The organism is Sphingopyxis sp. LC81, assembly GCF_000756375.1.
Classification (GTDB): Bacteria; Pseudomonadota; Alphaproteobacteria; order Sphingomonadales; family Sphingomonadaceae; genus Sphingopyxis.
On the sequence record NZ_JNFD01000001.1, the window covers coordinates 217,162 to 230,214 of the forward strand.

Consider the following 13,053-nt stretch of genomic DNA (forward strand, 5'->3'; position numbering starts at 1 on the left):
GCCTTGGACTGCGCCTTGTCTGATCGTCACCTATATAAAAAGTACTATATAGATTGTGACATCGTAATAGAGTGCGTGAATATAGAACGGCGGGAATGTAATAGGTCACCAGTCCAACTCGACGACGGCGCTCGTTAAGACTTAGCCTGCAATCACAAAATCCGCAGATCGACCGCGTACCGTGAGTCGAAGGTAGAGCCGACTGGTGTGCGGCGCGCGCGGGTTTACTGCAGGGAGGTAAGCATGGTTACGTATATCCGCAGCGATCTCGACTTCATTTTGGCCCAGATCAAGATTGCCGAAGCCCATGCCGCCGGTCAGCCGCTTTACGGCCCGGGCGGACTTATCCCCGCGTATAATCTTTCCTTCGGATTGCGTACGGTCGACGGCAGCAACAACCACCTGCTTCCCGGCCAGGAAAAATGGGGTGCGGCGGACGTCCAGTTCCCGTCGTTGCTCGATCCGGTTTACCGGCCAGCTGACGGTACACCGTTCGACCCCGACGGACCTGGACCGGCCCCGGCGATACCGACGCAGGCAAATTATAATCCGTCGAACGACCCTGACTCGCTGGTCTTCGACCGCAGCCTGCGAACGATCTCCAACCTGCTGGTCGATCAGACGCTGGGTAATCCTGCCGCGATCCTAGAGGGGCTGGACCGCGCGGGTAGTGCTGATCCGCTGGCTGATCTGGCGGCGATTACGGCGATCTATCAGACCTTCAAACCGTCCTCCGACGCGGAATATCAGGCACGCGTGGTCAAAGAGAACGCACGGGTCGCAGCCAATGAGCTGGACGATGGCGACCCCCTTACGCCGCCGAGTGCCGAGGAACAGGCCGCGCTGGATGCGCTGGCCGCCGCGACCGCCGCGCATGACGTGACCGTCGCCGATCTGGAGGCCGCGCGCGTCGTTCGCGACGCTGCGCTTGTGCCCTTTGGCCTCACCATGGACGGCGACAATGTCCATCTTCCCAATGTTTCGCCCGACGTGGGCCTGTCGGCCTCGTTCAACTCGTGGTTCACCCTGTTCGGCCAATTCTTCGATCATGGTCTCGATCTGGTCAATAAGGGTGGCAGTGGTACCGTCTTCATTCCGCTCCAGCCCGATGATCCGCTCTATGTCCCGGGCAGCCACACCAACTTCATGGTGCTGACCCGCGCCACGGTTTCGGCGGGCACCGACGGGATCATGGGAACCGCCGATGATGTGCGGCCGGTCAACACGACGACGTCTTACGTCGATCAGAACCAGACCTATGCTTCGCATGCGTCGCATCAGGTGTTCCTGCGCCAATATGAGGTGAATGGGGCGGGCCATCCGGTCGCGACCGGCAAGCTGATCGAGGGCGCCGGCGGCTCCCCCGGCGGCATGGCGACCTGGGCCGAGGTCAAGGAACAGGCGCTGATGCTCGGCATCCTGCTCACCGATCAGGACGTGGGCAAGGTGCCCTTGTTGCGGACCGACGCTTACGGCAATTTCATCCCTAACGCTGCGGGCTACGCGCAGGTCATCACGGGTATCGGCGGCGACGGAATTCCGAACACGGCCGACGACGTCGTGATTTCGGGTACGCCGCTGGCGCCGGTGGGTCTTGCCACCGCGATTCGCACCAACAGCGCCTTCCTCGCCGACATCGCCCACACCGCGGTGCCGAACGGCATCGAAGACGGCGACATCACGATCGGCCTGCAGAACCCGGGCAACAACCCACTGGTGTATGACGATGAATTGCTCGACGCGCATTTCATGGCGGGCGATGGCCGGGTGAACGAGAATATCGGCCTGACCGCGGTCCACCATGTCTTCCATGCCGAGCATAACCGCCTGGTCGAGCACACCAAGGAGGTCGTCCTGGCCACTGGGGATCTCGCATTCCTCAACGAATGGCTGGCCGATGACGTCGCGGCGCTGCCGACCACGCCGGCACAGATCGACGCGCTGGTATGGGACGGCGAACGCTTGTTCCAGGCCGCGAAATTCGGCACCGAGATGCAGTATCAGCACCTCGTGTTCGAGGAATTCGCGCGCAAGGTCCAGCCACAGGTCGACTTCTTCATCGTGCCCGACGGGTTCGACACCACGATCAATCCGGACATCGTCGCCGAATTCGCGCATGTCGTGTATCGCTTCGGCCACTCGATGCTGACCGAAGATATCTCGCGGTTCGGCCCGACCTTCACGCCCGACGACATCAGCCTGATCGACGGCTTCCTCAACCCCATAGCGTTCAACGGGGTTAACGGCGCCATCGCGGACGGCCTGGCGGCGGGCGACATCATCCGCGGCATGACGCGTCAGGTCGGCAACGAGATCGACGAATTCGTTACCAGCGCGCTGCGCAACAATCTGCTCGGCCTGCCGCTCGATCTCGCGACGATCAACCTTGCCCGTGGCCGCGACACCGGCGTTCCCTCGCTGAACGCCGCGCGCCGCGAATTCTATGAGGTGACGAACAACGACGCGCGGCTGAAACCCTACGAGAGCTGGGTCGATTTCGCCGGCAATCTCAAGAATGAGGCGTCGATCATCAACTTCGTCGCGGCTTATGGCACGCATTCGCTGATCACCGGCGAAACAACGGTAGAGGGCAAGCGCGCCGCGGCGATGGCGATCATCTTCGGCACTGATCAGGTGGTGCTGGGCGATCCCGACGATCCGTTGGACGATCGCGTCATCCTGGCGGCCGATGCGCCCGATGCGCTCGACTTCCTCAATGGCGAAGGGGCGTGGACCAGCCTGCCAAACGGGGTCACGACCACCGGGCTCGATAATGTCGACCTGTGGATCGGCGGCCTTGCCGAAAAGATCCTGCCCTTTGGCGGTATGCTCGGCTCGACCTTCAACTTCGTCTTTGAAGTGCAGATGGAACAGCTGCAGAATGCCGACCGCTTCTATTATCTGCAACGCCTCGATGGCATGCACCTGTTTGGCGAGTTGGAAGGCAATTCGTTCGCCAGCATGATCATGCGGCATACCAACGCCACGCATCTGCCTTCGGACGTCTTCTCCACCCCAGGTCTGATCCTCGAGGTCGATATCACCAAACAGTTCAACGATCTGAACGGCGACGGTGTGCTCGAAAGCACAGATCCGGCGGGTGGTGGCATCCTGACGCCCCTGGTGGTGCGCAACAATCCCAGCACCGTGGGTCCCGACAACAACTATCTTCGCTATACCGGCGATGAGCACGTCGTTCTCGGCGGCACCGAAGGCGCAGACATCCTCATTGCAAGCGAGGGTGACGACACGCTGTTTGGCGACGGCGGTAACGATACGATGGAAGGCGGCGCCGGCAACGACATCTTCAACGCCGGCGCGGGCGACGACGTGGTCCGCGACATCGGCGGCGACGACAACATCAAGCTCGAAGACGGGCATGATGTGGTCAACACCGGTCCCGGACTCGATCTGGTGATGGGCGGAAGAGGCCAGGACTTCATCGTGCTTGGCACCGACGCCGGAACGGAGGTGTTCGCCGGTGAAGGCAATGACTTCATCCTTGGAAACATCACCGCCGAACGCATCCTCGGCAACGAAGGCGATGACTGGATCGAACATGGCACCTTCGACGGCGCCCCCGGCGACAATTTCGACGAAATTTTCGCGCAGGACGGTGTCGTCGGCCATGACGTCTTCTTCGGGCTCGGCGGCTTCGACGAGTTCATCGCCGAAGGCGGCGACGACATCATGGTCGGCAGCCCCGGCCGTGCCAAGATGGCAGGCATGTCGGGTTGGGACTGGGCGATCTATAAGAATAACAACGCCGGCACCGACGCCGATCTGACGCGCGGGATCGTGTTCGACGAGAATCCGACGCCGCCGGCCAATGCGACGCAAGACGCCTATGAAAGCGTCGAAGGTCTGTCGGGGTCGCGGTTCAACGATATTCTGTCGGGCTCCAATGTGACCGCGGCAGAACGCGCGCCGTTCGATCCTGACCCGACGATCAGCGGATCGGAAGGCTATCGGGGAAGCAACCTCGACGCCGCGGGCATCGCCCGGATCGCCGGGCTCCAGGCCGTCGTCGGCGCCGGTGTCACCTCCTATAACGCCGGCGACATCATCCTCGGCGGCGACGGCAGCGACCTTATCCGCGGCAACGCCGGTGACGACATCATCGATGGCGACAAATGGCTGAACGTGCGGATTAGCGTTCGCCAGAATGTCGGCCCCGATGGCGGCACAGGTACGGAAATCGCCACGGCCAACAGCATGAGCGAGCTGGTGACGCGGATGTTCAACCGGACATTCAATCCGGGTCAGCTGGTTATCGTCCGCGAAATCCTGACCGACACCACGGCGGGCGATACGGACATCGCCGTGTTCTCCGACCTTCGGGCCAATTACGACATCACCTATAATGCCAATGGCACGATCAGCGTGGCGCATGCGCGCGGCACGCAGCTCGACGGCACCGACAATTTGCGCAACATCGAACGCATGCGCTTCTCGGACGTCGAGATCGCGGTGAATCAGCCGGCGACGGGGCAGCCCGTTATCAGCGACCTGACGCCGACCGAAGGCCAGTTGCTGACGGTGAACACCGCGGCCATCGCCGATCCGAACGGACTCGGGGCGTTCAGCTACCAGTGGCAACAATCGGCCGACGGTGTGACCTGGGCCAATATCGCCGGGGCCACCGCTGCGACCTTCACGCCCGACGACAATGCCGGCCTCGTGTTCGGCGACCAGGCCGGGCTTCGGCTGCGCGTCGCGGTGAGCTTCACCGATGGCGGTGGTACGGCCGAACAGGTCATATCCGCCGCGACCGGACCGACCGGGGTCAACTGGGACGGCAATGGCGCCAACAACAACCTGGTCGGCACCGCCGGTGACGATATCGGCGATGGCGGCGGCGGCAATGATACGATGTCGGGCAACGACGGTAACGACCAGCTGAATGGCGATGCCGGCAACGACACCATCTCCGGCGGTCAGGGCAACGATGTGCTGAACGGCGGTGGCGGCAACGACACCGTGACCGGTGGTCTTGGCAACGACACGATGACCGGCGGGGCAGCTAATGACACGCTGACCGGCGGGGCGGGCAACGACGGCATCGACGGCAATGGTGGCAACGATACGGCTATATTCGTCGGCGGGATCGGGAATTTCACCCTCGACTCCAACGGCACGACGATCACCGTGACCGACAATACGGGTGCCGAAGGTGTCGATTCTTTGCTCAATACCGAGGTGCTCCAGTTCAACGGCGCCAACTATACCGTCGAGACTGGAACCGGCGGCAACAACACCAACCTCAACGGCGCCGGTGGTGCCGCGGGTTCACAGGCGGTGTTCGGGCTTGGCGGCACCGACACGATCAACGGCGGAGCCGGCAACGACTATATCCATGGCGGCGCCGGAAACGATACCGTGACGCAGACCGGCGGCACCGGCGGCCGCGATATTGTCGATGGCGGATTGGGTACGGATACATTCGTGCTCAACGGCGTGGCAGGAGCGGAAACCTTCCGTATTTATGCCCGGGCCGCAGCCGAAGCCGCGGGCATGACCGGACTGAACGCCAACACCGAAATCGTCGTTACGCGCAACGGCACCGGGAACGCACAGATTGTGGCCGAACTCGACAATATCGAGGAGATCAACGTCAACGCGCTCAATGTGACGTCGCCCGGAGGCGTCCCACCGGGCGGCACGGGAGGGAACGGTGGCGATACGATCCTCGTCATCGGCGATTTCAACCCGACCAGCCTCAACTTTAATACGATCACCGTCAACGGTGGCCGGGGTGCCGACACGGTCGATATATCCGGACTGACCTCCGCGCATCGGCTGGTATTCAACACCGGCGGCGGTGCGGACCAGTTTATCGGTGACGCCCGACCCCAGGACGTCGTCAATTCCGGCAGTTCCGGAAATGGCCACGGCGGCGGTTCTGTCCATCAGCAGGACAACCCCTTCCAGATGATCCGGGCACTGATGGACGACTGGATGGAGGTGAACGGGCGCTCCGGCCTCCGCGATGTCCGGCACTATTTCGACACGGATTATCTCTTCTCATAACCAGCTTGGCGCCGGGACCTCCCCCCCTCCCGGCGTCATTTTTTTCCGATAATAAGGGAGGATTGCATGCGCCTGTTCTGGATGCCCGTTCCACCGGCATTGTCAGAAGCCGTCCGCGCCTGTCGGACTCACTTCATCCTCGCAGCAACATTCAGTGCGCTGATCAACATCCTCTATCTCGCACCGACCATCTACATGATGCAGGTCTATGACCGGGTTGTGCCAACCAATGGCGTATTGACGCTGGTTTTCATCACCGTCGTCGTCGGTGTCGCGATCGCCACGCTGTCGGCGCTCGATGCGATCCGGGTGCGGTTGATGGCCCGCGCGTCGCTGCGTCTCGACCGGTTGCTCTCGGGCGAGATACTGGACCGGCTGCTGGCGCGATCGCGCGCGCGGCCCGGCGACCCTTCGACCCATCAGGCGATGCGCGAATTCGACCTCTTGCGTCAATCGCTTGCGGGACCGGCGGCAACCGCCTTGTTCGACGTCCCGTGGACGCCCCTGTATCTCTTGGTCGCCTTCCTCATTCACCCGATTTTGGGAGTGCTGGTGCTGGGTGCAGGAGGCGTGCTGGTCACCCTGGCGATCGCCAATGAAAGGCGCAGCAAGGCAAAGGCCGAAGAGGCGCATCACGCCAATGCGGCGGCATATGAATCGCACGAGGCGATGCTGCGCAGGGCCGAGATCGTACGCGCGCTCGGGATGCGGCGCGCGCTGGTCTCGCGCCATATCCAGCAGCGCAGCGTCGGGCTGAATGCCGTCGCCGATCTCCAATTTTCGGGCAGCCGCTACAATTCACTCGTCAAATTCGTGCGGATGTTCATGCAATCCTTCGCGCTGGGTGTCGGTGCCTGGCTCGCCATCAACGGGCAGATTTCGGTCGGCGCGATCATCGCCGCCTCGGTGCTGCTCAGCCGCGCCCTGCAGCCGATCGAGCAGCTCGTCGGCCTCTGGCCCAATATCGTCCAGTCACGCCAGGCGATTCAGACCCTCGGCAGGCTGTTCGATCAGGCGGCCGGTCCGGTCGCGCGCACCACCTTGCCCGATCCAGAGGGGCAGGTCGAACTCCAGGGCGTTGTCGTCCGCAACGCCGATGGCAGCGCGATCCTGCTCAAGAATATATTTTTGAAGCTCGCTCCCGGTGAGGTGCTGGGTATTGTCGGCCCGTCCGGGGCGGGCAAGACGACCCTTGCGCGCGTCGTCGCGGGTGCACTGCCGCCCGACCTCGGCGAAATCAGGGTCGATGGCGCCAGTATGGCTGATTGGGATCCCGAACAGCTTGCGCAGCATATTGGCTATCTCCCACAGGATTGCGGCCTGCTTCCCGGAACGATCAGCGAAAACGTCTCGCGCTTCGCTGTCGCGCGCGGCGTTCCGCAGGCGGAGGTTGATGAGCAGGTCGTGATTGCTGCGCGCATGGCCGGCGTCCACGAGATGATCCTGCATCTGCCAGGCGGTTACGACACCTCGGTCGAAGGTAATGGCCACAGGCTGTCGGCGGGGCAGGCGCAACGCGTGGCGCTGGCGCGCGCGCTCTATGGCAGCCCGCGCATCCTGGTTCTCGATGAGCCCAATTCGGCGCTCGACAGCGATGGCGAGGAAGCGCTGTCGCGGGCGATCGGTGCGGCAAAGTTGCACGGCGCGGCGATCATGATCGTCGCCCATCGCGCGGCCGTTCTGGCCAGCGCCGACCGGCTGGCGATCCTCGCCGACGGCGCGATCGTCGGGGTGGGGCCACGCGACGAAATCCTTCAGGCGCTGCAGAATTCCGCAGCAAAGCAGAATGTCGTTCCAATCCATGAAGGAGCGCGGCCATGACCGATATGACCTGGAAGCCGCCGATGGGCGGCGATCGCCCTTCGGGCCATGATTCCGCCGATCGCCCGCATCGCGAACTGCGCATCGGCGGCCTCATCGTGGCGTTCTTCTTTGTCGGGATGCTCGGATGGGCGGCGCTGACCCCGCTCGATGCGGGCGCCTATGCGCCGGGCGTGATCGCGGTGTCGGGCAGTCGTCAGGCGGTGCAGCACCGCGAAGGCGGGATCGTGACCGAGCTTCATGTCGTCGAGGGGCAAACGGTCAAAAAAGGCGAGCCGCTCCTCACGATCTCAGCGTCGGAGCTCGTTGCGGCCGAACGTGGATTGACCGGCGAAGTCATCGCCCTGCTGGCGCAGCGCGCGCGTCTGGTTGCCGAACTCGGCGGCCTGCGAAGCGTCGCTGAGCCGGCGGAATTTGCCTCGCTGGCGCCCGAAAACCGGGAGCTGGCGGCCGAAGCCTTGCGCGGCCAGCGCCAGCTGTTCGAAGCGCGGCGCAATTCCGTGCACACACAGCGCAACGTGTTGCGCCAGCGGATGCGCCAGCATTCGGAACAGATCAACGGCTACAGCTATCAGATGAATTCCAACAAGGTGCAGCAACAACTGATCGGCGAAGAGCTGGACGGGCTGCGCGCCCTGCTGCCGAAAGGCTTCGTATCGATCAACCGGGTCCGCGGCATGGAGCGGTCGGCGGCCGAACTCGACGGCTCCTACGGCGCGTATCGCGCCGACATCGCCCGCTCCTCCGAAGCGATCGGCGAGGCGCAGATGCAGATGGTCGGCATCGACAAGCAGATGCTCGAAGAGGTGGCGACACAGAAGCAGGCGGGGCAGGTTCGCCTCGACGAACTTCAGCCCAAGCTGATCGCGGTGCGCGAACAGCTGGCCCGGTCGACGGTGCGTGCTCCCGCCAGCGGCCGGGTCGTGGGGCTCAAGGTCTTCACGGTCGGCGGCGTCGTTTCGGCGGGCGACACATTGATGGAGATCGTTCCGCAAGACCGCGCCCTCGTCATCGATGGCAAGGCTTCGCCGACCGATGCCGACGATCTGGCGCCGGGGATGGAGACGCAGATCCGTTTTACCGCGTTGCAGGAACGCAACCTGCCGATCCTTGTCGGTCAGATCTCCAAGATTTCGGCCGACAGCTTCGAGGACGAGCGTTCGGGCATGCGCTATTTCAAGATCGAACTGGTCGTGCCGCCCAGCGAACTCGCGAAACTCCGGCGCGTTCGCGAGGATGGCGGGCTGCGTGCCGGTCTGCCCGTCGACATCATGATCCCGCTGCGCAAGCGGACGGCGCTCTCCTACCTCATCGAGCCGCTTACGCAGACGCTGTGGATGGCCGGGCGCGAAAATTAGGCCCGGCCCATCGGCCGGAAATCAACAGCATGATTCTTCATCCGGCCGGCGATCCGGAATCATATTGTAATTGCGAATCGTTCTCGATAATGGCCGTGCATCCTTTTGCTGGAACTTCCGGATGCATGCACCGACAACCCCGCGACCGGCGACGAAGAAAAGCCGGAAAGCCTTTTGGCTGAAACAGCTGCACATGTGGCACTGGATGAGCTCGGCCGTCAGTCTGATCGGCCTGCTGCTGTTTGCGATCACCGGGTTCACGCTTAATCACGCCGCCGACATCGAAGGGGCGCCGGTCGTCATTCAGAAATCGGCGCAGATGCCGCCGACGTTGCTTGCGCGCCTGAAGGCGGCGGTCCCCGACGCCGAAAAGGCGCCGCTGCCCCCCGCCGTCGCCGAATGGGTCGAGCAGAACTTTCCGGTAAAGGCAGCGAGCGAGGCCGAATGGTCGGCCGATGAAGTCTATCTGCCCGCGCCGCGCCCCGGCGGCGATGCGTGGGTCGCGATCGATCTCGCGACCGGCGCGGCGTCGAGCGAGATCACCAGCCGCGGCTGGATCTCCTACCTCAACGATCTCCACAAAGGCCGCAATTCGGGCGGCGAGTGGAGCCTGTTCATCGACATCTTCGCCTTCGCCTGCCTCATCTTTGCGATCACCGGTTTGGTTCTGCTCTGGCTGCATTCGGCGAAGCGCAAGAGCACCTGGCCGCTCGTCGGCATGGGGCTCGCGATCCCCGCCGCCATCGCCGTCATCTTCATTCACTAGGGAGACCAGTCCATGCAGCTTTCCACCCCAGCGCGCATCCTCGGTGGCACGATCGGCCTCGGCGCCGTGCTCGGCGCGCCCGCCTTTGCCGCCGATCCGGGCACGATGGATGTGACGATCAACATTCCGCGGCTGAAGGTCGCCGAATATCACAAGCCCTATGTCGCGATCTGGGTCGAGAAGGCGGGTGCGTCGGCGAAGACCGTCGCGGTCTGGTACGATTATGACATGAAGGCGAACGAGGGCACCAAGTGGCTGCGCGATGTGCGTCAGTGGTGGCGCGCCGCCGGCCGCTCGATGACCTTCCCCGCGAACGGCATCACCGGCGCGACGCGTGCCCCCGGTGCGCACAAGGTCTCCTTCTCGCGCACGCAGCTCGGTGCCGCCGCGCCCGGCCAGTACACGCTGGTGATCGAGGCGGCGCGCGAGGTCGGCGGCCGCGAACTTCTGCGCATTCCCTTCACCTGGCCCGCAAAGGCCGGGGCGGGCGGGCGCGCTGCAGGAACGACTGAACTGGGCGCCGTCTCGGTCGCCTTCCGTTAAAGCCTGAAAGGACAGGGAAATGAAGAAGCGAATTTGGGGTTTCGCCGCGACCGCCGCGTTGGCGGCACTGGTCGCCGTTCCGGCCGCTGCGCACCGCCAGTGGATGCTGCCGTCGTCGACCGTGCTGTCGGGCGATGATGTGTGGGTCACCGTTGACGCCGCGGTGTCGAACGATCTCTTCTATTTCGAGCATCAGCCGATGCGCCTCGACGCGCTGAAGGCGTGGGCGCCCGACGGCACCGAAGCGGCGATCGAGAATAAGGCGACCGGCCGCTATCGCAGCACCTTCGACGTTCATCTGACCAAAAAGGGCACCTGGCGCATCGCGTCGGTCTCGGACGGCGTGATGGGCAGCTATGATCTGAACGGCAAGACCGAGCGGCTGCCGCGCGGCACCACCACGACGAACCTCGCCGAGCGTATCCCTGCCGGCGCGATCAATGTGAAGACCGCCGAATCGAACAACCGCAACGAGATTTTCGTGACGGTGGGCGAACCGACGACCACCTTGTTCAAGCCGACGGGCAAGGGCATCGAGCTGGTTCCCGTGACGCACCCGAACGACCTGATCGCGGGCGAGGCGGCGACCTTTCAGTTCCTGCTCGACGGCAAGCCCGCCGCGGGTCTGCCCGTCACGGTGATCCCCGGCGGCATCCGCTATCGCGACCAGCTTGGTCAGATGGACCTCAAGACCGGCGCCGACGGCAAGGTTGCGGTCAACTGGACCGAGCCCGGCCTCTACTGGCTGAACGTCACGACGCCGCAGGCCGAGCGTGCGGAAGGCGCACCCGAACCCGCCACCCCGCAGCGCCGCGCGAGCTATGTCACGACGCTGGAAGTGCTCGCGCCCTGACCGACCGCATCCTCATCCCCCGCGCCCTGACGCCCGCGGCTTTCGCCGGGCGCGGGGCGGGGGCGGCCATCGAAAGCTTCGCCGGCGAAACGATGGGGACAGGCTGGTCGCTGCAAGCGGTCTCGCCGCCCGCCGCGACGCAGCACGGCGTTCAGGCCGCACTCGACCTCGTCGTCGAACAGATGAGCCAGTGGGAGCCCGAATCCGACCTCTCGCGCTTCAACCGCGCGATGCCCAGGGCATGGCGCGAAATTCCGGCCGAATTCGCCCATGTCGTGGAGGTCGCGCTCGACATCGCGCGCGCCAGCGGCGGCGCCTTCGACCCAGGTCTCGGCCGCATCACCGACGCCTGGGGTTTCGGCAGTGCCCGACGTACCGGGCGGGTGCCGCAGGCGGTCCAGCCCGGCGCGGACCGCACGATCGATTTCGACCCGGGGGCGCGGCGCATCCGGCGCGGCGAGGCGGCGGCGCTTGACCTGTCGGGTATCGCCAAGGGCTATGGCGTCGATCTCGCCGCCGCATGGCTGCTCGACATCGGCGTCCGTCATTTCTTGCTCGAAGTCGGCGGCGAGCTGCGCGGCGAGGGGATCCGCCCCGACGGGCAGCCCTGGTGGGTCGACGTCGAGATGCCGCCGACCTCGTCCATTCCGCCGTGGCGGATCGCGCTGCACGACCTGTCGGTGGCGACCTCGGGCAATTATCGCCGCGGCTTCAGCGCGGGCGGCCAGCATTATTCGCACAGCTTCGATCCCGCGACCGGACGCCCGATCGTCAACGGCATATCGTCGGTCACCGTGCTCCATCGCGATTGCATCAGCGCCGACGGCTGGGCGACAGCATTGACGGTTCTGGGCCCTGAGGCCGCGGTCGCGCTCGCCGATGAGCAGGACCTTGCGGCGTGCATCGTTGCGGGCGACCGCGAACATCTGTCGCGCGCCTGGCGCGCTATGCTGGATTAGGGTCTGACCCTAACTGTCGGCCCAGCGCCGTAGAAGATTGTGATACACGCCGGTCAGCCGAACCACCGTCGCGTCGCCCTGGCCCAGTGCCGCCGCGGCACCCTGAACCCCCATATCGAGATCGAACAACAGGTTGCGCTGTCCCTGATCGCGCACCATCGACTGAATCCACATAAAGCTCGCGACGCGCGCGCCTGCGGTCACCGGCTCGACGCGGTGGACGGTGGTCGAGGGGTAGAGGATCAGGTGCCCGGCGGGCAATCTGATCCCCGGGGCCTCCGCAAAGCCTTCGACGACCAGTCCGCCGCCCTCATAGCTGTCGGGATCGGCAAGAAAGAGCGTCGCCGACAGGTCGCTGCGCATCCGGAAATCGCTGCCGCGGCGGATGCGGATCGCATTGTCGATATGATCGCCGAAATTCTCGCCGCCGGCATAACGGTTGAAATAGGGCGGATAGATTTTGAGCGGCAGCGCCGCGGTGATGAACAGCGGGCTGCGGCCCAGCGCGTCGAGCACGAGGCGCCCCGCTTCTCCGGCAGCCTCGCCGAATTCGGGGAGCTGCTGGTTGCGTTTGGCGAGCGCGGCCTGCGGACCCGATGTCTCGTTGCCGTCGATCCAGTCGGCGGCGTCGAGAATCGATCGGAGCTTTGCGACGCCATCGGCGTCGAGAACATCGGGGATGATGCGGATCATGGACCGCTTCTAGGCTGAAAGGGGCGGGAA

Annotated in this window: 8 protein-coding genes; 7 read left to right on the plus strand and 1 reads right to left on the minus strand. The window is 64.3% G+C overall.

Going from position 1 to position 13,053, the window contains the following annotated elements:
• Positions 1–243: 243 nt before the first annotated feature.
• The 7 genes from FG91_RS01115 (at position 244) to FG91_RS01145 (ending at position 12,330) form a co-directional block, all read left to right on the plus strand.
• Complete coding sequence (locus FG91_RS01115; RefSeq protein WP_052187187.1) at positions 244–6,030, plus strand: peroxidase family protein; 5,787 nt, start codon at positions 244–246, stop codon at positions 6,028–6,030.
• A 66-nt stretch (positions 6,031–6,096) separates the two neighbouring features.
• Positions 6,097–7,851: a type I secretion system permease/ATPase gene (locus FG91_RS01120; protein ID WP_052187188.1), complete on the plus strand. Its 1,755-nt coding sequence runs from the start codon at positions 6,097–6,099 to the stop codon at positions 7,849–7,851.
• Positions 7,848–9,209, plus strand: coding sequence for an HlyD family type I secretion periplasmic adaptor subunit (locus tag FG91_RS01125; protein ID WP_052187189.1), 1,362 nt, complete (start codon positions 7,848–7,850; stop codon positions 9,207–9,209). Before FG91_RS01120 ends, FG91_RS01125 begins: the two co-directional genes overlap by 4 nt.
• Before the next feature lie 121 nt (positions 9,210–9,330).
• Entirely contained in the window at positions 9,331–9,975 is a 645-nt protein-coding gene (locus FG91_RS01130) for a PepSY-associated TM helix domain-containing protein (RefSeq protein ID WP_037510733.1), read from the plus strand.
• 12 nt (positions 9,976–9,987) lie between these two features.
• Complete coding sequence (locus tag FG91_RS01135; RefSeq protein WP_037510735.1) at positions 9,988–10,518, plus strand: DUF2271 domain-containing protein; 531 nt, start codon at positions 9,988–9,990, stop codon at positions 10,516–10,518.
• 19 nt (positions 10,519–10,537) lie between these two features.
• Positions 10,538–11,371: a DUF4198 domain-containing protein gene (locus FG91_RS01140; RefSeq protein WP_037510738.1), complete on the plus strand. Its 834-nt coding sequence runs from the start codon at positions 10,538–10,540 to the stop codon at positions 11,369–11,371.
• A gap of 92 nt (positions 11,372–11,463) precedes the next feature.
• Positions 11,464–12,330, plus strand: a complete 867-nt coding sequence (locus tag FG91_RS01145) for an FAD:protein FMN transferase (RefSeq protein WP_081940351.1) — start codon at positions 11,464–11,466, stop codon at positions 12,328–12,330.
• Positions 12,331–12,339: 9 nt separating this feature from the next.
• Here the strand turns inward: FG91_RS01145 and FG91_RS01150 are convergent, their stop codons facing one another.
• Positions 12,340–13,023 carry a Fe2+-dependent dioxygenase gene (locus FG91_RS01150; protein ID WP_037510743.1) on the minus strand — a complete coding sequence of 228 codons (684 nt, stop codon included), beginning with the start codon at positions 13,021–13,023 and terminating at the stop codon, positions 12,340–12,342.
• Between the last annotated feature and the right edge of the window lie 30 nt (positions 13,024–13,053).

Bases quoted from the DNA above. Each gene is read 5' to 3' on its own strand.
- FG91_RS01115 (WP_052187187.1), top strand. From the start codon at position 244: ATGGTTACGTATATCCGCAGCGATCTCGACTTCATTTTGGCCCAGATC.
- FG91_RS01120 (WP_052187188.1), top strand. From the start codon at position 6,097: ATGCGCCTGTTCTGGATGCCCGTTCCACCGGCATTGTCAGAAGCCGTC.
- FG91_RS01125 (WP_052187189.1), top strand. From the start codon at position 7,848: ATGACCGATATGACCTGGAAGCCGCCGATGGGCGGCGATCGCCCTTCG.
- FG91_RS01130 (WP_037510733.1), top strand. From the start codon at position 9,331: ATGCATGCACCGACAACCCCGCGACCGGCGACGAAGAAAAGCCGGAAA.
- FG91_RS01135 (WP_037510735.1), top strand. From the start codon at position 9,988: ATGCAGCTTTCCACCCCAGCGCGCATCCTCGGTGGCACGATCGGCCTC.
- FG91_RS01140 (WP_037510738.1), top strand. From the start codon at position 10,538: ATGAAGAAGCGAATTTGGGGTTTCGCCGCGACCGCCGCGTTGGCGGCA.
- FG91_RS01145 (WP_081940351.1), top strand. From the start codon at position 11,464: ATGGGGACAGGCTGGTCGCTGCAAGCGGTCTCGCCGCCCGCCGCGACG.
- FG91_RS01150 (WP_037510743.1), bottom strand. From the start codon at position 13,023: ATGATCCGCATCATCCCCGATGTTCTCGACGCCGATGGCGTCGCAAAG.